The sequence below is a fragment of the Arenibacter echinorum genome, assembly GCF_003259375.1.
Classification (GTDB): domain Bacteria; phylum Bacteroidota; class Bacteroidia; order Flavobacteriales; family Flavobacteriaceae; genus Arenibacter; species Arenibacter echinorum.
Map to the genome: position 1 here is coordinate 493,831 of NZ_QLLN01000001.1, position 20,166 is coordinate 513,996.

The 20,166-nt window shown below is 39.5% G+C and carries 15 protein-coding genes; 6 read left to right on the forward strand and 9 right to left on the reverse strand.

Annotation, left to right across the window (positions count from 1 at the left end):
- Window positions 1-7 precede the first annotated feature (7 nt).
- The 3 genes from LV92_RS02180 to LV92_RS02190 form a co-directional block, all read right to left on the reverse strand.
- A complete protein-coding gene (locus LV92_RS02180; protein ID WP_111622028.1) occupies window positions 8-1,318 on the reverse strand; it encodes an ABC1 kinase family protein in 1,311 nt (436 codons plus the stop codon).
- Between the two features lie 9 nt (window positions 1,319-1,327).
- Window positions 1,328-1,984 (reverse strand): TetR family transcriptional regulator C-terminal domain-containing protein, encoded by a 657-nt coding sequence (locus LV92_RS02185; protein WP_111622029.1) that lies wholly within the window; start codon window positions 1,982-1,984, stop codon window positions 1,328-1,330.
- 286 nt (window positions 1,985-2,270) lie between these two features.
- Window positions 2,271-3,170 (reverse strand): MerR family transcriptional regulator, encoded by a 900-nt coding sequence (locus LV92_RS02190; RefSeq protein WP_111622030.1) that lies wholly within the window; start codon window positions 3,168-3,170, stop codon window positions 2,271-2,273.
- Window positions 3,171-3,371: 201 nt separating this feature from the next.
- On the opposite strand from LV92_RS02190, the gene LV92_RS02195 reads away from it, so the two are divergent.
- Complete coding sequence (locus LV92_RS02195) at window positions 3,372-5,597, forward strand: FUSC family protein (protein WP_111622031.1); 2,226 nt, start codon at window positions 3,372-3,374, stop codon at window positions 5,595-5,597.
- Between the two features lie 189 nt (window positions 5,598-5,786).
- A complete protein-coding gene (gene nhaA, locus LV92_RS02200; protein WP_111622326.1) occupies window positions 5,787-7,094 on the forward strand; it encodes a Na+/H+ antiporter NhaA in 1,308 nt (435 codons plus the stop codon).
- Between the two features lie 46 nt (window positions 7,095-7,140).
- On the opposite strand, the gene LV92_RS02205 is transcribed toward nhaA, so the two are convergent.
- The 3 genes from LV92_RS02205 to LV92_RS02215 form a co-directional block, all read right to left on the reverse strand.
- Window positions 7,141-8,295 carry a PepSY-associated TM helix domain-containing protein gene (locus tag LV92_RS02205; RefSeq protein WP_111622032.1) on the reverse strand — a complete coding sequence of 385 codons (1,155 nt, stop codon included), beginning with the start codon at window positions 8,293-8,295 and terminating at the stop codon, window positions 7,141-7,143.
- A gap of 23 nt (window positions 8,296-8,318) precedes the next feature.
- The gene (locus LV92_RS02210) at window positions 8,319-10,697 is read right to left on the reverse strand and encodes a TonB-dependent receptor (RefSeq protein WP_111622033.1); all 2,379 of its coding nucleotides are present in this window, start codon (window positions 10,695-10,697) and stop codon (window positions 8,319-8,321) included.
- Between the two features lie 350 nt (window positions 10,698-11,047).
- Entirely contained in the window at window positions 11,048-11,890 is an 843-nt protein-coding gene (locus tag LV92_RS02215) for a universal stress protein (protein WP_111622034.1), read from the reverse strand.
- A gap of 158 nt (window positions 11,891-12,048) precedes the next feature.
- Between LV92_RS02215 and LV92_RS02220 the strand changes: the two genes are divergently transcribed.
- From LV92_RS02220 to LV92_RS02235, 4 genes are all read left to right on the forward strand, one after another.
- Window positions 12,049-12,498 carry a hypothetical protein gene (locus LV92_RS02220; protein WP_111622035.1) on the forward strand — a complete coding sequence of 150 codons (450 nt, stop codon included), beginning with the start codon at window positions 12,049-12,051 and terminating at the stop codon, window positions 12,496-12,498.
- Window positions 12,499-12,710: 212 nt separating this feature from the next.
- Window positions 12,711-13,796, forward strand: a complete 1,086-nt coding sequence (locus LV92_RS02225) for a DUF6544 family protein (RefSeq protein WP_111622036.1) — start codon at window positions 12,711-12,713, stop codon at window positions 13,794-13,796.
- Between the two features lie 181 nt (window positions 13,797-13,977).
- Entirely contained in the window at window positions 13,978-15,006 is a 1,029-nt protein-coding gene (locus LV92_RS02230) for a zinc-dependent alcohol dehydrogenase family protein (RefSeq protein WP_111622037.1), read from the forward strand.
- 288 nt (window positions 15,007-15,294) lie between these two features.
- Entirely contained in the window at window positions 15,295-16,284 is a 990-nt protein-coding gene (locus LV92_RS02235) for a bile acid:sodium symporter family protein (RefSeq protein ID WP_111622038.1), read from the forward strand.
- Window positions 16,285-16,342: 58 nt separating this feature from the next.
- On the opposite strand, the gene LV92_RS02240 is transcribed toward LV92_RS02235, so the two are convergent.
- From LV92_RS02240 to LV92_RS02250, 3 genes are all read right to left on the reverse strand, one after another.
- Window positions 16,343-17,764, reverse strand: coding sequence for a sulfatase family protein (locus LV92_RS02240; protein ID WP_111622039.1), 1,422 nt, complete (start codon window positions 17,762-17,764; stop codon window positions 16,343-16,345).
- Between the two features lie 76 nt (window positions 17,765-17,840).
- A complete protein-coding gene (locus LV92_RS02245) occupies window positions 17,841-18,923 on the reverse strand; it encodes a phosphotransferase family protein (protein ID WP_111622040.1) in 1,083 nt (360 codons plus the stop codon).
- 5 nt (window positions 18,924-18,928) lie between these two features.
- Window positions 18,929-20,107: an acyl-CoA dehydrogenase family protein gene (locus LV92_RS02250; RefSeq protein ID WP_111622041.1), complete on the reverse strand. Its 1,179-nt coding sequence runs from the start codon at window positions 20,105-20,107 to the stop codon at window positions 18,929-18,931.
- Between the last annotated feature and the right edge of the window lie 59 nt (window positions 20,108-20,166).

Below are 20,166 nucleotides of genomic sequence, written 5' to 3' on the forward strand. Positions count from 1 at the left end.
TTAAACACTAAAATCCGTTGAAGTTGTTGATCTTAATATTGTCGGCTTTTAAATCGAACATAAGATTATATAAGCCAAAAAAGGTTCTGTTGATATAGATAAAATGTTTGGAACCCCTGTTACCGTTCATTTTGCGCAGTTCGGTGCTTTTGGAGTATCGCTGCCCCAATTCTGTGATTTTTCCAAAGAATTCGCCATTTGAAAAGTCGAAGGTTTCCACTTGAAACGGTTGGGTGAAAAGGCTTAACAATTCATGGAACATCTCCGTGAAGAATTCTGCTTCCTCTGGGGAATCGTCTTCACGTAAAATCTCCAGTTCGTATAATTTGGAAACGAAGAATTTCTGGTCGTTAATATTTTCTGGTTTGGCCAACTCAAAATAGGGCACGTAGAATTCGTTGGGAATAATTTTCATACAGCCAAAATCCAGGGCAATCAATTTACCTTCCTTGGACACCAGGAAATTTCCGGGATGTGGGTCTGCATGTACTTTTCTCAGATTATGCATTTGAAACATATAAAAATCCCATAACGCCTGCCCAAGCTTATTGGCTTTTTCTTGATCGGTATTGTAGGCCGTAAACTCCGAAAGGTGTTCCCCTTGCATATAGTCCATGGTAATAATTCGATCAGAGGACAATTCTTCGTAATATTGAGGAAACAAAAGGTTGGGAATGCGTGAGCAGGCTTTTGCAATTTCCTTGCTCTGTTCCATTTCCAACACATAATTTGTTTCCTCTATTAACTTTCCTTCAACTTCCTTAAAGTACTTGTCCGAATCTTTGCCTTTTATATTAAACATTTTAATTGCAATAGGTTTAACAAGTGCAAGGTCGGAGGCTATACTCTCGGCAACTCCAGGATATTGGATTTTCACAGCAAGTTTTTTCCCATATTTTGCTGCCTCATGGACCTGTCCAATACTGGCAGCGTTGACTGAAGTTGTGTTGAAGGAATCAAATAATTCATTGGGCAGTTTGCCAAAATAATTTTTAAAAGTTTTAATTACCAGAGGAGGCGATAAAGGGGGAACTGAAAATTGGGCCAAAGAAAATTTTTCCACATACGCTTGGGGCATTATGCTTTTTTCCATGCTCAACATTTGAGCTACTTTTAAAGCACTGCCTTTAAGTTGTTTAAGGCTGTCATATATGTCCTCGGCATTGTTCTCGTTGAGCCTTGATCTTGCCTCCAGCTCTGTTTTTGTTAGTTTATCGCCATAGTACTTTAGATAGTTAACTCCAACTCTGGCGCCCGTGGACACTAATTTTGAGGCACGATGTATTTTTGAAACAGGTATATTGTCAATTGTTTTCATCCAGTGTTTTTAATTCATGTTCATTTTTTCTTTGAAAATGAATTTTCCAAAGTCGAGCACACTTTTAAGAGGCGAAATATTTAAAACATCAAAACTGGTGTTGACCGATTTCTCTATAAATATATCGGTCTTTTCAAAAGCAGCTGAGGTGTCTTCCATCCAGAACTTCATGGTCAATAACAATTGTAGCCAAGCCGATTCTTGTAGTGCACGCCGCTGAATTTTATCTATTTGTTCCTGTTTTATATCCAAGGTATCTATGTTCAATTCCTCAATGTAGGAGGTAAAAGATCTTTTAAAATCTGAAAGAACTGCTAGTCCTTTAAGTCCGTTTTTATGGCGATCCAGGGCGTATATAACATAACTTCTATTGGCCGTTAAATTTTCAAAAAAGGTGAAGTAAAAACTTAAGAGTTTATTGCGAGCATCGAAGGATTTATAATCTTCGCTTTTTTCCAAAACGGTAACGGTATTCTTAAAAAAAGCTTCGAAAATATGATTTTCAATGGCTTCAAACGAACCAAAAAGATCATAGAATTTAGACTCTTCAAAGTTGCTGGCTTTTGCAAAGGCATAAACCGATTTGGGGTTTTCATTATGTTCAAGGACATAATCCATATAAGATGAAATGATGTCGTTTTCTGTTATTGTTTTCTTTTTTGCCATGACTTTATATTGTATGGTACAAGATACGAAATGTTTAACGTTTTAGATTAAATATTAAACAAAATTTAACTTGGATTTATGCTGTCCTTGCTTACAAAGCCTATAAAGGCATTATTATTTGTATATAATTTTAGAACTCAATATAAGCGCTACTATTTAAGGGTGGTGGGTTTACAATCTTGGATGTAAGTAGGGTTCGCTGGGATTTCTTCCCAAACCGGTTTACGGAGTAATGATGGTACTCAGCTTGAAAAGAAGGTTCAAAAACTATTTAAGCCTTGGGTTGTCAAAGATTTTGGACCAATTGATCTATCTGGGAAAAGGCAACAACATTTTTGGGCAAATCTTTTTGATTTATTTCCTGGAGCATTTTTCCCAATATCCAAAGCTCGGAAGTAGTATTTTTCAGCAGCAAGTCATGAAAATCCTTTAGATATAGCATAATGTTTTCCTTGTCCGGTTGTACTGTGAAATAGGAAACGAATACAACATTATCATACAATCGTATTAAATCCTTTAAACTAAATATAGGGATGCTTTGTCCAAGAAAAATGGCTTGATAGCCTTTGGACAGGATTTCATAATTAAGGAACATTAAGCCCAACTCGTGAATTTCGTTATCTGGAAGATACAGTACAAATGTTTTGGAGTTATTGGTGGGTGTGCTGAATTGCAACTTTTCGGTATTTACCAAGATCTTTTGTTTGATCAAGGCGCAAATAAAATGTTCATGGGAGGGCTTTATGGTGTCAGTTTGCCAAAGCAGTCCTACTTCGTTTAAAAAAGGAATAAAGTCTTCATAGAAAATTTCCCTAAACGATTTTTCCTTTAAAAGGGCATTATACGTTTTAAAAAATAGTGCCTGATCAAAGTTCATCATGGACATTTTAAAGGAATTTAAAACATGTCCGTTATCGCTTTGTTCTGAAACCAAATTTCTAACAACGCCCGGAATTTTATCTTCCCCTAGCTGCGAGATCTTTGAAATCTTATAACCGTTATTGTAGAGAAAAGTAACATTAAGAAGTTTCTGTAGGTTCTCTAAATCATAGCATCTTATGTTGGTATCCGTTCTGTTAGGTTGAAAAAGATTGTAGCGCTTTTCCCATATGCGAATGGTATGGGCCTTTATACCGGAAAGATTCTCAAGATCTTTAATGCTAAAGTTACTCTTAACGTTGTTCATGTATTTTTAAAAAAGATTAAACAAAAATATCATTTTTATATTTTATTTCAAAGTTTCTTGAGACCTTTAATTTATGGGGTCCTTGCTTGTAGCTTTATCGTGTGCTAGTTATTTTCCCAGGGAATATTTCCTGAAAACAGAATATTCCAATATTTGCTGTAGCCATGGCAAATCGTATCTTTATGGCTGAACAATTATGTATTGAAATCATACAGCCAAATCATTTTCAATAATTTTAGGGAACTGCTGCACTTCTTGAAAAGTACCAATTTCTCTAAGGCCATTCTGATTACCATTGCAGTTACGTTACCTATTTTACTTTCCATTAGATGGGGACATTTAGAAATTGGACTTGCGCTTTGCTTTGGGGCCTTTTGGAGTTCGCCCAGTGATGTGAGCGGGAATTTTCGTCATAAGAAGTATGGGATCTTGTTTTCTGCATTCCTGATAATGTTGGTAAGTTTCATCGGGGGTTATTTGAAGTTCCAAACGTGGTTATTAATCCCCGTTTTGGGGCTTCTGACTTTTGCAATCGCCTTTATTTCGGTCTATGGGTTTCGGGCTTCCCTTATCAGTTTTTCCGGCTTGCTGGCCCTGGTATTGAGTTTTGCCCATCAATCGCAGGAACTCGAAATTTATGAATACGCACTTTTAATAGGTGCCGGTGGACTATGGTATTTGCTTTTGGCAGTACTTTGGTACCGGATAAACCCCAAGGCGCAGACCGAGGAACTTTTTTGGGAGACTTATAGGCTCACAGCTGAATTTTTGGAAACGCGGGCTAAATTGGTAGGCCCGAAGATGGATCGATTGGAATTGCAATCCAAATTATATGAAATCCAAAGTAAGTTAATTGAGCATCACGAAACCCTAAGGGAGATTTTACTTCTTTCAAGGAAAAGCTCTGGAAGGTCCAGTTATCAGGCCAAGAGGCTTTTGATTTTTGTTGAATTGATAGATATGCTTGAAACCGCTATTGCCAATCCGGTCAATTATGATAAAATGGATGCTCTTTTTGGAGACCACCCAGAGTTTATTGAGAGCTTTCAGAATCTGATATTCGAAATGGCCAGTCAATTAAGGATAATCGCCGAGGTGGGAACCGACCATAGCAAGTTTCCCAAAAACTCCAAATTGGTCCAATATTTTGGGAAGGTGGAACATGAAATAGCGAGCTTTAGGAATGAAACGGGCATGGAAGATTACGAGGGCTTTCTAATGCTTCAAAACCTTTTACAATATCTGGAAAAACAATTTGAAAAGCTCAAAAAGATAAAATGGCTTCTAGGGAATCCGGATATGGGTTCGGTGGATTTGGTAGATCAGGCCGCTGCCAAACGTTTTATAGTTGCCCAAGATTATGATCCCAAACTATTGCTGAGCAACTTTAGTTTTAGGTCTGCCATATTTAAACATTCCTTAAGGCTGTCAGTGACTGTTATGCTCGGATATGCCCTAGGTAACTTTTTCGATTTTCAAAATCCGTATTGGATACTCTTAACTATAATTGTAATAATGCGGCCCAGTTACGGACTTACCAAATCACGCACTAAGGATAGAATTATTGGAACTCTTTTAGGAGGCGCTATTGCAACAGGTTTTGTTTTTCTTATACAGAACCCCTATGTGTTTGGAGCATTGGGAGTGGTGTCATTGGTTATTGCCTTTTCAATGGTTCAGAAAAATTATAGGGCAGGGGCAACATTCATAACACTTACAGTAGTATTCGTTTATGCCATTATTCGTCCCGATGTGATAACCGTTATACAGTATAGAATACTGGACACGCTGATCGGTGCCGGACTGTCCTTTGTGGCCATGTTGTGGATTTTGCCGGCTTGGGGATTCATGGAGATCCGGGAGCAAATAGAAAATAGCGTCAAGGCCAATAGAGCGTTTCTTGCCCAAATTGCCTGTTATTACCAACAAAAGGGTAAGGTGACTACCACATATAAGGTATCCCGTAAGGACGCTTTTGTAGAAACTTCCAACCTTAGTTCGGCCTTTCAAAGAATGGCCCAAGAACCTGTATCCAAACAGAAAAATCTGGATAAAATATATGAACTGGTTGTGCTGAACCATACATTTCTTTCGTCTTTGGCATCATTCAGTACTTATATCCAGAACAATCCTACCACTGAAGCTTCGTTAAAATTTAAAAATTTTATTGCTGAAATTGATGAAAATCTGGAGCAGGTACTTCTTGCTTTGGAGGGTTCTAAATCAGCTATAGACCAGCAAGGCGATCAATTACCCAAGGAACAGCTTCCCAGCTTTGTACCGCAGAATATTGAGCTTTCCTCTAAGTTTGATGTAAAATTGGAGCGTGAACTTCAGGAAGCCCATTTGGTTACTGAACAATTACAATGGCTATTTTCCTTAAGTGGAAAAATGTTAGGGCTAGTCTCAAAAATTGAGTTTGAATAGAAGCTTCACAGAAAGCTATTAGCTGTTGTTGGTGGATTAAGTGGAGAAAATTGGGTACGGATAGTTCCTTGTTTTATACTGTTCGGCGTCCTATGTAATTGACCTATAATAATTGCTTGTCCTTTGCAATTTAAAGCATTTATGTATTTTTACATTTATGACAATTCTGTAAACTCACATTTAAATTTTATGATCAAAAGAATTATCCTGACTCCCTTTCAAAAATTCGTAAAAATTGAAAGTTTAAGTGGTATCCTATTATTTAGTGCTACACTTATTGCCATGATTTGGGCAAATTCCGGCTTTAGTGATTCCTACAATTCCTTATGGCAATATAAAATAGGCATCGGCTCTGAAACTTTCCAACTTACAAAACCGCTTATTCTTTGGATCAACGACGGACTCATGGCTTTATTTTTCTTTCTGATCGGATTGGAAATTAAAAGGGAGCTTCTGATTGGGGAACTTAACGGATTTCGAAAAGCAATGTTTCCTTTGTTCGCGGCAATAGGGGGAATGATCTTTCCTTTGTTGTTATTTTTGTTCTTAAATGATTCGCCCCAAACGGCCCAAGGATGGGGTATTCCCATGGCAACCGATATTGCTTTTTCTTTGGCAATCTTGAAACTATTAGGGGATAGGGTTCCCCTAAGCCTTAAAATATTCCTTACTGCATTTGCCATAGTGGATGATTTGGGAGCCGTAATGGTAATTGCTATTTTTTATAGCGGCGGGGTTGATTGGCTATTAATATCATATGCATTGATTCCTTTGCTAATACTCTCTTTTCTTGGGTACAAGGGAATCTATTCCAAGTACTGGACAGTAATTCTTGGGATCATAATTTGGGTGCTTTTTTTAAAGTCGGGAATACATCCAACTATCGCGGGTGTACTTGTGGCCTTTACCGTGCCTATTCGGCAAAAGGTAGATATGCATTATTTTAAGGAGAACTTATCCAAAATTATGACAGGTATTGCCCAATCCAATAACGAGAATGTTCCGGTCCTGTCCAATGAACAAATAGGGCATATGGACGATCTGGAAGATTTGACCGATAAATTTACTTCGCCACTGCAAAAATTAGAGCATCGACTTCATGGTTGGGTGGCTTATTTTATTATGCCCATTTTTGCCTTGGCCAATGCAGGAGTCGTCTTTGGTTCTAATATGGAATTGAATTCCTCATTGATGCTGAACATTGCTTTAGCTTTGTTTTTTGGGAAATTGGTGGGTGTTACTTTGTTATCCTGGTTAGGTGTTAAATTAAAGATTGCGGTATTGCCAGAGGACATTAATTTTCTCCAGATTTCGGGAATAGCGATTTTGGCCGGAGTTGGTTTTACCATGTCGATCTTTATAGCCAACTTGGCATTTGCGAGCAATTTAATATTTATTGATTCCGCCAAGGTTGGTATTTTAATTGGGTCTGTTGTTTCAGGTTTGGTGGGATATCTTGTATTACGGTGGAGTGGAGAAAAAGAAAAGGGCCAATAAAGGCCCTATGTTTACCTAAATATGTTTAAACCTCGGTGAAAGGGGTTTAGACAAATGCAGGCTGTTTCTTTTTCGACTTTTTGGTTTTTAGTTTGTTGATCCAGATTAGGGTTCCTGTAATAGGCAAACTAGTAGCGATTAGGCAGGCAAAAAAGTAAATAATTTTAGAAAAGGTACCGTATATGGTACCCATATGTATAGGTTTGATCAAAGAGGCTATCTGAACGTTCAAAGGCTTTTCTGCAAAAAGTTCTTTATGGAGTAGGGTTCCATCCCTATCCAATACAAGCTTATCGGTTATGATAGGGGAAAATCTGGAATGGTTATTTTTGGTTATCGTATAGACCTCTTTGTCCTTAGCCGGGATAGTGATGGTGGTCTCGCCTTTAAAGGCGAACTCCGCTGACGTTAGCTGTAATATCTCCTCAAAGGTTTTTTCCGTTGTACCAGGCTTTAGTGCTGATTCAAATTTTGGTCCGCCATCGCGGTTCCCAAAAACTTTGGTGCCCAATACCTTGCTCCCGGCATCGCGATACCATTCAAAGGACCAAAATAGCCCAGTAAGCGACATGATGACCAAAAAGATAGAGGCATAAAATCCAAGTGTGTTGTGCAGGTCGTGGTTGATCCGTTTCCAGTTGGCGTTAAGCTTAATTTTGAATCCTGGCTTAAAATTCTTCCACTTTATCCTTTTAGGAAACCATAAGATAATACCACTGATCGCCATGAACAGAAATATAAGGGTGGCAACTCCTACGATGGGCCTTCCTACTTCGGTTTCCAATAATAACCACCTGTGCATTTTGAACATGGTCAGAAAGAATCCGTCCAAATTGGATTTTTGAACTTTTTGGTATTCTCCGGAATATGGGTCAACGAAATAGGTTGTGCCCCTTCTCTCTTGTGGAGAGGTTTTTACACTGAATTTTAGCGCTTCGTTCGTTTCTGCCGGGATAATGACATTGCTTACAATTCCTTCCTTGGACAAAGACTCCGCCAATTCCTTCATGGAAAGAGGACTTCCCGATGCATCTGCAACTACAAATTCTTTGACAAATAGGGCTTTTATTTCCTCCTCAAAAGTTAATACGGTGCCACTTAGACAGACAAGGAATAAAATAATTCCACTGCCTATTCCCAACCAAAGATGGGCATCGTTGATAAATTTTCTGAAGGTATATTTTTTAGCTTTTTTGGACATGGTCAGACTATTTTTATAAGCTTTTAAAGTGTATATCGTAATATCCCGGCAAAGGACCTGGGGTCGGTTTGGTTAATATAGCTGGTACGATAGGCATTGTAACCAATTTGGTCAAAAACATTGTTTACCATAAGCCTAACATCCCAATGATGGTTGAACTTATATCCAGCCTGAAAGTTGGTCAAGGTATAAGCTTCTACATTGAATGGTTTTTCATTGGGAACTATACCTTGATGGGTAACTGCCCCAGAAGACCAATCGTTGATGGGCCTTTCGCCAGTATAGTATACCCCACCTCCCAATGAAAGTCCTTCCAGCTGACCTTGAAATTTATAGTCTAAATATGCATTGGCCGAATGTTTAGGGGTGTTAAGTGGTGCCGAACCATAAACATAAGAGGTGTGTTCCTTATACTGCGCATCAATGTAGGAGTAACCGGCAACTGCGGTCAAGTTTTCCAGAATTCGACCTGTAAGTTCCACTTCAACTCCCTGCCTTTGGTCGTTACCACCTTTTTGATAATAGCCGGTAGCTACCCAGTTTTCATCGTATACGGGTAAGTTAATATTCTTATTGTTGATTTTAAAAAGGGTCAGGTTAAATCTTAGACGGTCGGCAAGCCAACTCGTTTTTACACCAGCTTCCAGTTGGTCATATCGTTCATTTCCCAGAGCTTCGCCATTGACACTTAGGCGTGCAGCTGTTCTGGGATAAGCACTATTGGTGTATGAGGCAAAAACGTTAATATTTTTAAAGGGATTAACTATTATTCCGCCGAGAGGGCTAAAGGCATCACTCTTGTCATTTTCTACATCTGTAATGGTTTCCGTAGTACTATATCTAATTCCCAAAAATGTTTTGAACCATTCTGTCCAGGAAACTACGTCCTGTGCTACAAGACCCAAGGATTTGCTTTCGGCGGCAGCGGGATTCCCACTGTTGAGTGCCACATTGGGCAAAGTATTGGAATTGCTCTCAAAAACATTGATGGTGTCTATGGCACTTAGGGATTGGCTGTTTGTACTATATTTTGAAGTTCTATAGTCGAAGCCCACCTGAAAGGTATGTTTTATGCTTCCAGTTTTAACCTCATCACCAATTAGATCAATCTGTAAAACACCGTTGTTATCGTTTCGGGTAGAGGTAGAGTAGCCTCTGGTACGCAGATTGTATTGCTCCACATCATCTATGGAAACTACATTTCCAAGACTGGCTCCTTTGTCGTCCAGTTTTAGATGGGATTTGTAAAAGGCGGTCTTCAAAGTAAGTTTATCGTTCAACTGTCTGTCGAATCTCAGTGAATAGGTTGTGTTTTTGGTAAGTGAACGGTCGTTTTCGAATCCTAGAAACTGATCGGTAGGTAGATCATAAATGGCACTTACATCGTTGGAGGCCAGATTTACGGTTCCGAGATCAGGGGTTCTGCTATCGTCAAAATGATCAAACTCCAAGGTAATCTTCGTTCTGTCATCTATTTTCCATTGTAGGGAAGGATTGATATAGATACGTTCGGAACTGACACCAGTCCTAAAACTATCTGCCCTTTCCAGGGCACCATTGATACGGAAGGCTACAGATTGATTGTCGTCCATGGGTCCATAAATATCGAAGGTAGGCCTTACCTGCCCAAAACTGCCGAAGCGCTGGGTAACCGCTCCACCAAATTGGTAAATCGGGGTCTTGGTTACAATATTGATCACCCCTCCCGGACTTCCTAAATCTGTTGCAACCCCTTGGGTAATGGAAGCCGCGCCTTTTAGTACCTGTATGTTGTCCACTCCCTGCATATCGGTTAAAATACCAACCCCCCTAAAATCGGAATGAACCCTAACCCCATTCTTTAGGATAGGGATGCCTCTAAAACCTCGGGAGGACATACTCTCGCGTTTGTTGCCATAGGTGGCAAAGGTGTATACTCCGGGAACGTTTTTTGTAGCTTCTGAAATAGTAAGTGCGCCTTGATTTGCTATTAATTTTTCTGAAATGACCGATATACTCTGAATCTGTTCATAAGGCTCTAAGGGTAGACGTGTAAGGGCCTCTATTTTATCTGGATGAGACAATCTCCTGCCAAATACTTCTACTTCGCTTAAAGGATTGTCCATACTAAGCTTTATTACTTGCTTGTCGATTATGGCAGAAGATACGGTCACTGGAAATTTTATAGTTCTAAATCCTACCGAACTAACTTTAATTTGCCAGTCTCCATAGGGTACTTCGGTTAGGGTATATTTTCCCAACTCATCGGCCATTCCACCTTTTTTTAGGTTTTCTATATAGATATTGGCGAATGGAACAGGATTGTTGTCATTGTCAAGTATAGTTCCGCTAACCGTTCCATAATTTTGGGAAAAAATGGAGGTAGTGATCAACAGATTGATAAATAGAAATAAATTTCTCATCTTATTTTAAATTAGACTGGTTATAAATAAGGCGCTAAAATAGAATGGAAATTTTTAATGTGCAAAACTATTTAGAATAATTTTAAATAAGAAAATGAAATCAATTATTGAGTCCCAATTTTACGGGGATTGGCAACCGATAGCATCTATACAGAAATTGTCAAATTCATCAACTTAATATAATTTTATGAGCAATTCTACATGGGTTTCAATATTTAAGACCCAAAAAAAACAAGGAAGATTAAAAAAAAAGGTGTAATGGGGAAGCTGTAGGATTAAGGTCTATCGTGTAATTTTTGATAGAACATTGTAACGGAGAATTTTACAGGTTTGGTAATCTGCAGGACAGCTTATAGTCCCCCAATGTTAAAACTAATAAGGGGAACGTTACTACCCGATACCATTTTCTTGATCATATCTGTTTGCAGGAATTTTTGGGAAAAGGAGTTGTCCTTTCTCTCCAACATTGCCAACAGGCTGGCATTGGATTTCACCAAATACCTATTTAACCCTTCAAAAATGTCATCGTCCAAGATCAGATCGAATTCCATTTTGTCATAGGTCACTTTTTGAATTAGCATTTCTTTAAACCATTCCATCTGCTGATCACCAGCATATTCCCGGCTGGTGGATATATGAACGATACTTATTTTAGAGTTGAATTTCTTGGCAATTTCCACAAGTCTATTGATGGCAAAAATGTCGGCCTGTTCAAAATCGGTGGCATAAACCATGGTTTTAAAATCCTCTAGTGGGGACATGACAGGAACTGCCAATAGAGCACATGGCGCCTTTTTGATCATGGCTGTGGTAGCACTGCCAAAAAGAAAATCCTTGACAGCACTTGTACCCTTGGTCCCAACAACAATGAGATCACCTTCATGTTTCGTAGCGTTTTCCAATATGCCTTGTACCACTGATGCGTTTTCTTCAACTATAAAATCAATACTACAGCCTTCCCAAGTGTCTCCCAGATGTTCAGCACAAAATTCTTTCAACTTATTGTGGTTTTCGATCAAAAGTCGCTTTTCCTTTTTAATGTGGCTAATAGAAACAGTGCTTAGTGTTATTGGGATATCAAATACATGCATTACAAACAATTTTGCATCAAATTTTTTCGTCAATAGGTGGGCCAATCGTAAGGCCGCGACCGAATTTTGGGAATAGTCCGTTGCGTAGAGAATGTTTTTCATCTTTTGCCGATTAGGATTTCTTTTCCTAATCTACTGTATATATTTTTTATTCAAAATGACCGTTGTCATGCATTGCTTTTGGGGTACCTGATATATGTCATTTTCAAAGACCCGTGACTAGACTAATTTTAATCCTTTAACCTTTAATATTTAATATCATGGAACATACCAAAAACAACAAGGAACTTCAATTTGTTAAGGACGGACCATGGTCCGAATTGTATGTTTTAACGGAGCATTGGAAATCCGATTTGGAGTTTTATAAGGACGACCTTCGCTTTTTACATCATTTAATAGATAAATACTTTATGTGGATTACCAAACCGGAAAATTTGGATATGGTAAAAGAGTTAAAAGTTGGATTGTTCGACTTAAAGAATAAATGCCGGGATTTATTGGAGAAAGTAGGAAGACACAGGACACATTTGGGCCAAATGGTTGAGGATTACAATAAGGCCGATGCCAGTATAATTAGGACCGAGCATGAACATCTTGAAGAAGAGGTAGCAAATTTCGTAACACTGTTCCGTAGCAATAGGAAAGAGGTCTTTGCCATAACGGAATTTATAATTGATAGTGAGTCCCTTGCAAGTTTGATGGACCAGTGAAATAAATAACTTCGTCCACCCTAGTGGTATTATAGTGCGATATGTTTGAAGCGGTACTTTTTCTCCCCTTATAAAGGGATTGTAAACAATTGATCAACATATTCTGGCAACAACCGATATAAGAAGAACAAATGAGCAAATGCTTCGAAAATTCAACTAAACCTATGAATTATAAGCTAATTAATTTATTGATAATTTTAAAGAGGTAGGATATGCGCATTGTGTTGGTGTTATTGATAATCCTGCACGGCCTTATACATTTTATGGGTTTTGCAAAAGCTTTCCAATTTGGGGAAATGGCACAATTCACCAAAGAAATTTCAAGGCCAATGGGAATACTTTGGCTTTTGGCTGCGTTACTCTTTCTAGTGACGGCAATTGGATTTTTTTTAAGAAAGGACTGGTGGCCAATACTGGGAATTATTATGGTGGTTCTTTCACAGGGTTTAATTTTCACCACTTGGGCAGATGCCAAATATGGGACAATTGCGAATGCTATTATTTTGGGCGCAGCTATAATTGGCCAATCTAATTTAACATTTGAAAATAGTTTTAAGGAGGATGTTGCTTCAGCCATGAGCGTAGTGGCCCCAATACCTGAAATTCTAAATGAAAAAGATCTGGAACCTTTGCCAGAATGCGTCCAGAACTATCTGCGTTATGTGGGGGCGGTGGGAAAACCCAAGGTTTACAATATGAAAATTGTGTTCACTGGAGAAATGCGCGATAAGGGCAAGGATTGGTTTCATTTTACCTCGGAACAATACAATTTTATGGATTCCCCAACGCGTTTGTTTTTTATGAAGGCCAAGATAATGGGGCTGCCAACTAATGGCTATCATAAGTATACCAACGAAACGGCAAGCATGCGTATAAAGCTCCTTTCTCTTTTTTCGGTGGTGGACTTGTCAGAACCGGAATTGTATCCCACGGAAACAGTCACCTTTTTTAACGATCTATGTTTATTTGCCCCGGCAGCCCTAATAGATGATAGAATAACATGGGAGACCTTGGATGCTTTGAGCGCTAAAGCCACCTTTAATAACAAGGGAACCACTATATCTGCCATTTTATATTTTAATGAAAAGGGACAATTGGTAAATTTTGTTTCCAATGACCGCTATTCCGTTTCGGAAATGAAAGCATTTCCTTTTTCAACTCCTGCGAGCAATTATCAGGAAGTTAACGGCTATAAATTGCCTAACTATGGCGAGGCGATATGGCACTATCCTGATGGGGATTTTGTCTATGGGAAATTCCGGGTCAAGGATGTGGTTTACAATGTTTTGAGTCCTTAGGTATTTGGTAATGAAATCCAATAAATAATGGCACATGGTCTATAGATTGCCTTAAAAAGCCAATTTGGATCACAGAATACAATGACATTTGGAATAATTATAAAACTGCCAATACAGAACAAATATTCCCCAAGAATTTATAGTTGAAATGCAGTAAGGGGAATACAAATAAAGTGAAAGAATGAAGGCAATGATATTGAATCGCGTTAGCGATTTAACAGTTAATGAACATCCTTTGGATTTGGTGAATATTCCCATCCCTGAACCTGAAGCAAATGAAGTTTTGATAAAGATATCCGTTTGCGGGGTATGCCACACGGAATTGGATGAAATAGAGGGGAGGATAAGCCCCATGACATTTCCTGTGGTGCCAGGGCATCAAGTGGTTGGTAGGGTGCATAAGTTGGGAACAGCTGCGTCCAAATTCAAGATTGGGGATAGGGTAGGGGTTGCCTGGATATATTCGGCCTGTGGCAAATGCAAATTTTGTCTGGACGGCAAGGAGAATCTCTGCGATAATTTTCTGGCGACGGGAAAAGATGTGAATGGCGGATATTCCGAATATATGACAGTTCCTGAAAAATACGCCCATGTAATTCCTGCATTTTATTCGGATACCGAGGCCGCTCCACTTTTATGTGCAGGGGCCATTGGTTACCGATCAATTGTACTTTCACAATTGACGGACGGGGATAGTCTGGGGCTTACCGGTTTTGGAGGGTCGGCGCACTTGGTGCTAAAAATGGTAAAATACAGTTACCCCAATACCAAAATCTATGTTTTTGCCAGAAAAAAGGAGGAACAGCGTTTTGCCCTGGATTTGGGAGCGGACTGGGCAGGAGATACCTCCAGTACCCCACCGGTTAAATTGGACAGTATTATAGATACAACCCCGGCATGGAAACCTATAGTGGAAGCACTTCAATTTCTAAATAAGGGTGGCAGATTGGTAATCAATGCCATTAGGAAGGAGGAAACCGATCAAAATTACCTCCAAAACCTGAATTATAAAGATCATCTGTGGATGGAGAAAGAAATTAAGTCCGTCGCCAATGTTACGGCAAAGGACGTGGTGGAATTTTTGAATCTGGCAGCGAAAGCTGGCATTAAACCTAAAGTACAGGTGTACCCTTTGGAAGATGCCAATTTGGCCCTTTTGGAATTAAAGCAAAAACATATTATTGGAGCCAAGGTTTTAAAAATTTCATGAGCTGGAACGTGAAAGCCAACTGTTTCCATGACAGATTACAATCCTTATTCCCTTAATTAAAGTTTCCCGTACATTTTCTACTTGATATTCAACTTAATTTTTAGTTGGGTGTTGTTGACCATTGAAAAAAATAATAGCGTTTAAAATGTTTAGAAAACAAATACCTTTGCGCCAACATTGCAGGTATTTGTTTGTACCTGCTTTCGTGTTAAGGGTATCGGGGTTATGCCCAAGTTGGTGAGGTTTGTTATGCCCTGCTGTTTAGTTTAAGGTAATATTGAAATTAATATGAAAATAAGATTTGATGGCTTTGTCCTATCTATAATAGCTGTTATTGGAATAGCTTATATTTTTCCACAATGGGGTGCGGCAGACAGTCGCGTTCCTATCGATACGATTAGTGCAATAGGAATTTCATTGATTTTCTTCTTTTATGGATTAAAATTGAGTCCCTCCAAATTAAAGGCAGGACTCAAGAACTGGAAGTTGCATTTGTTGGTGCAGGCCTCCACGTTTTTAATTTTCCCCCTAATTGTTTTGGCATTTTATCCGCTCATGCAAAATGCAGAGCAGCAGACCCTATGGTTGGCCTTCTTTTTTTTGGCGGCACTACCATCCACCGTATCTTCCTCGGTGGTAATGGTCTCCATGGCCAAGGGCAATATCCCGGCTGCAATATTTAATGCCAGTATTTCGGGGATTATTGGCATTTTGATAACGCCATTGTGGATGGGGCCCTTTGTACAGGAAACAGGAACAGATTTTGATTTTGCAGTCATCTATTCAAAACTCATCCTTCAAATTATTCTACCCGTAATATTAGGATTGTTTTTACAGCGATTTCTTGGGATGCTGGCACAAAAATATAATAGCTATTTAAGCCTTTTCGATAAGTCCATTATTCTACTTATCATCTATAAAAGTTTTGCGGAATCGTTTGAAGAAAACATTTTTGGTGTGGTATCCTTTTTGGATTTGGGGATACTTTTTGTAGCTGTATTGGGATTGTTTTACTTGGCATTTTTTTTAACAGGATTTGTAGCCAAAAAATTAAAATTCAATACGGAGGACCAAATTACGGCCCAGTTTTGTGGTACCAAAAAATCCTTGGTTCACGGGACCGTTTTCTCCAAAATTCTATTCGGAAATATGGCTTCTATAGGCATAATTTTACTGCCCCTTATGATATTCCATGCCACCCAAATCTTAATTTTGAGCATAATTGCCGGAATACGGGCCACCAGACCAGAAGAGGGGGAACCCATAGTAGAGGCTTAGCCTAAAATTCCATAGACCTAGTTTCTACTGAACTTTAGGGCTGTTTTCTTATAATTGTTTATTCAATATCCACCAGTTGGTCTTTACCTTTTACTAAATTGGACTGGTGCTCCTTGACCATAAGATCAATTTCGGTAAGAATTTCTGGGTGATTTGCCCCTAAATCAAAGTTTTCGGATGGGTCCACACTTAGATTGTAAAGGATTGGTGGATTATGTATTTCCTTTTCACCAAATTGCCCATAGGAACCTTCGGTGATATAATGCGCCTTGTAATCTCCAAGTCGGGCCGCATATAATTGTGTTCCCCTATAATAGAAAACCCCCTTTCTTGGGGTGGGATCGCCTTTCAATAAGGTGGCACTTAGGTCAAACCCATCCATAATCCTGTCCTTAGGCATTGGAACACCGGCCAAGGCACTAAAAGTGGGGAAAAGGTCCATGGTAGTACCCAAATCGGAAATCACTGCTGGCTTAATGTTGGTTGGCGACCAAAATATACATGGTTCGCGCATGCCACCTTCCCAGGTCATTCCTTTTCCGGCCTTTAATAAGCCTGCACTTCCTCCATTAACCCCATAGGAAAGCCAAGGACCGTTATCCGAGGTAAATACCACAATGGTATTCTTGTCCAATCCTTCTTCCTTTAGCGCAGCGATAATTTGTCCTATGCCAAAATCAATTTCCTCCAATACATCTCCATAAATACCCCTTTTACTTTTGCCCAAAAAGTCCTCTGAGGCAAATAGGGGTATGTGGGGCAGATTGTGCGCCAAGTAAATAAAGAAGGGATTGTCCTTATTTTTTTTGATGAAAGAAATAGTTTCCTCCGCATATCTTTTGGTAATGGTATTTTGATTGGCAGGCCTTTCTATTATTTCCGTATTCCGCATCAAGGGAACATTAAAATTTTCCGTGGGTAAATTTCCTCTGGCCTCCTTAAACTTTGTTCCGTCGCCCACAAAATCCATGTCGTTGGAGTAGGGGATGCCAAAATAATAATCAAAACCATTATTGGTGGGCAGATATTCTTCTTTATGGCCTAAATGCCACTTGCCAACACAAGCCGTGCTATAGCCAACCTTTTTTAATTGTTCCGCCAGGGTTATTTCCGAGCTTGGCAAACCATATTTAGAGTTTGGGAACAACACCCTTTTTGTATCACTTGCCATTCCGCTTCTTACGGGTAACCGGCCAGTTAATATGGCCGCTCTACTAGGGGTACATACACTGGCCCCCACATAAAAATTGGTCCATTTTTGACCTTCGGCCGCCATTTTATCCAAATGCGGCGTTTTAATGGTGGGATGACCATAAACACCCAGGTCGCCATAACCCAGATCGTCCGCAAAAATGATGATGAAATTAGGGGTTTTGCCTAGGCTTTCTTGGCTATAGGCAATACTGCAATAAGAAGATAGTAGAACTAGAGTTAAAAATGTTTTAAAAGTTAAGCCTGTTTTAAGCCAATGTATGATCATTTTTTTTTGGTTGTTATTGTTCGGATTTGAAGATAACAAAAAATGATAAAGGAAGATTTATGATAGCCCTAAAGGTTTAAAAATGGCGGTCCAAGCGTTTTTTGGCAATGGCCATGTGTGTTATTTCCCCAAGCAGGTTTACCCCATCAATGAGTTTTGCAAAACGCTGGTCATGAGTAAATCCTTTTTTATAGCGAAAGTATATTTGTTGGATGATTACTGCTATTTTGAACAGGCCGTAGACATAATAAAAGATAATATGGTCTACTGTTTGTCCACTTTTTAGGCTATATTGATGCACCACTTCTTCCCTGGAAAGATTACCCGGCAGATGGGTTGGGGTTAGGTTTAAGGCCTTCATGAAGTCTGGGTCATTGGGGTTTACCCAATATCCCAAAGTGGTACCCAGATCCATCAACGGATTTCCGATGGTAGCCATTTCCCAGTCCAGTACTGCATTTACTTTGGTCCAATCCCGGGGATCCAGTACCAAATTGTCGTATTTAAAATCGTTATGGATCAGGGAATAGTTTTTTGGTTCCTTGGGTATATTCTCGCCCAACCATTTGGCCGCGGCTTCAATTTTCGGTATTTCATCCGTTATGGATTTGTAATATCGTTTGGTCCAACCTTCAATTTGTCGTTGCATATATCCTAGAGGTTTACCAAAATCGGCCAAACCAATTTCCTTTACATCCAATTGATGAAGATCAACAAACGTATCTACAAAACTGTTGGATATGCCCTGCATCAGTTCAGGGGAGGGAATCATTTCAGTTGGCATTTTTGCCCTCAATATTACCCCCTCTACCCGTTCCATAAGGTAGAAGGGGCAGCCTAGAATGGATTCGTCTTGACAGTAAAGTATTGGTGTGGGGACTTTGCCGTACTTAGGTTTTAATGCCGTTAAAATGTCGTACTCACGCTTCATATCGTGACCGGATTTTATATTGGCCCCAATGGGCGGTCTTCGCAATACATATTCACTATTTCCCAATTGTACCAAATAGGTCAGGTTGGAATAGCCACTTGGAAATTGGGTTACTTTTAAATCTCCCTTGTGGTCAAAGAAATGTTGCAAATAGGATTGTAAATTTTCCAGTTGCAATTCTTCCCCTTGACGGATGGTCGTGGATTTATCGTTCCATGTGTTCAACATAGCTGTTAAATTCTGTATTCTTTTAAAATCTGTCTGGCCAAGCTGCTCTTATGCACCTCGTCTGCCCCATCATAAATTCGGGCAGCCCGCTCATGTCTATAGTAGAAAGCTAGGATGGTATCGTCTGTTAGGCCTAGGGCACCATGGACCTGAATGGCCCGATCCACCACTTTTTGTAGGACGTTGGCACAGTAAAATTTAATGATGGAAATTTCTTTTCTTGTTTTATAGGCACCCTGAGTATCAATTTTATGGGCAGCATCTTGGATCAGCAATCGCGCGGCGTTAATTTCGGCCCTGGATTCTGCAATCCAGTTTTGGATGGTCTGTTTATCGGCCAATGTTTTTCCATGTGCCAATTCCCTGGATACGGCCCGCTGGCACATCAGGTCAAAGGAGCGTTCGCATATTCCCATCCAACGCATACAATGGTGGATACGGCCCGGTCCCAAACGTTTTTGGGCAATTGTAAATCCTTCGCCATCTCCCCCAAGTACGTTGGTCAATGGTACTTTTACATTTTGGAATTTTATTTCTGAATGACTTTCCCAGCCGTTTCCGGCATGTCCCATAACGGGAATGTTTCTAACAAATTCCAGACCTGTGGTATTGGTGGGGACAATAACCTGACTTGCTTTTTTATGGGCTTCTATTGCTTCTGGATTGGTTACCAACATTACAATGGCAAAGGCGGCCCCGTCAAAACCCGAGGTAAACCATTTATGACCGTTTATTACATAATTGCCATCCTTTTTAAAGGCCATTGTGCCCATATTTACAGGATTGGAGCCTGCAAAATCGCGTTCGGTCATGGCGAAACAGCTCCTAATATCTCCTGCTAGAAGAGGGGAGAGGTATGCCTCTTTTTGTTCCTTGGTCCCGAACTCGATCAAAATTTCCATGTTACCGGCATCAGGGGCCTGACAATTAAAACAATAATGTCCGTAGGGACTGGCACCTAAAATTTCGCTGATTTCCCCGTGCTGCTTATTGCTTAGCCCTAAACCGCCGTATTCCTTTGGAATCTGAGGTAGCCAGAGTCCGAGGTATTTTACTTTTTTTCGAAGTTCATTGAGCTTTGGTAGTTTTTCATCCCAGCTACAATTTAAAATCCAGGGTTCCAAAGGAAATAGTTCCTCCTTAACAAAGGCTTTTATCCTATTTTTTATATCGTCGAAATTCATTTGTTTAGTTTTTGGAAGTTTCGGTCTTAATATATAATCAGCTGGGGATATTTTTTGAA

What these genes read in the sequence shown, in the direction of transcription:
- LV92_RS02180 (WP_111622028.1), bottom strand. Translation starts at nt 1,318, where the DNA reads ATGAAAACAATTGACAATATACCTGTTTCAAAAATACATCGTGCCTCA.
- LV92_RS02185 (WP_111622029.1), bottom strand. Translation starts at nt 1,984, where the DNA reads ATGGCAAAAAAGAAAACAATAACAGAAAACGACATCATTTCATCTTAT.
- LV92_RS02190 (WP_111622030.1), bottom strand. Translation starts at nt 3,170, where the DNA reads ATGAACAACGTTAAGAGTAACTTTAGCATTAAAGATCTTGAGAATCTT.
- nhaA (WP_111622326.1), top strand. Translation starts at nt 5,787, where the DNA reads ATGATCAAAAGAATTATCCTGACTCCCTTTCAAAAATTCGTAAAAATT.
- LV92_RS02205 (WP_111622032.1), bottom strand. Translation starts at nt 8,295, where the DNA reads ATGTCCAAAAAAGCTAAAAAATATACCTTCAGAAAATTTATCAACGAT.
- LV92_RS02210 (WP_111622033.1), bottom strand. Translation starts at nt 10,697, where the DNA reads ATGAGAAATTTATTTCTATTTATCAATCTGTTGATCACTACCTCCATT.
- LV92_RS02215 (WP_111622034.1), bottom strand. Translation starts at nt 11,890, where the DNA reads ATGAAAAACATTCTCTACGCAACGGACTATTCCCAAAATTCGGTCGCG.
- LV92_RS02220 (WP_111622035.1), top strand. Translation starts at nt 12,049, where the DNA reads ATGGAACATACCAAAAACAACAAGGAACTTCAATTTGTTAAGGACGGA.
- LV92_RS02225 (WP_111622036.1), top strand. Translation starts at nt 12,711, where the DNA reads ATGCGCATTGTGTTGGTGTTATTGATAATCCTGCACGGCCTTATACAT.
- LV92_RS02230 (WP_111622037.1), top strand. Translation starts at nt 13,978, where the DNA reads ATGAAGGCAATGATATTGAATCGCGTTAGCGATTTAACAGTTAATGAA.
- LV92_RS02235 (WP_111622038.1), top strand. Translation starts at nt 15,295, where the DNA reads ATGAAAATAAGATTTGATGGCTTTGTCCTATCTATAATAGCTGTTATT.
- LV92_RS02240 (WP_111622039.1), bottom strand. Translation starts at nt 17,764, where the DNA reads ATGATCATACATTGGCTTAAAACAGGCTTAACTTTTAAAACATTTTTA.
- LV92_RS02245 (WP_111622040.1), bottom strand. Translation starts at nt 18,923, where the DNA reads ATGTTGAACACATGGAACGATAAATCCACGACCATCCGTCAAGGGGAA.
- LV92_RS02250 (WP_111622041.1), bottom strand. Translation starts at nt 20,107, where the DNA reads ATGAATTTCGACGATATAAAAAATAGGATAAAAGCCTTTGTTAAGGAG.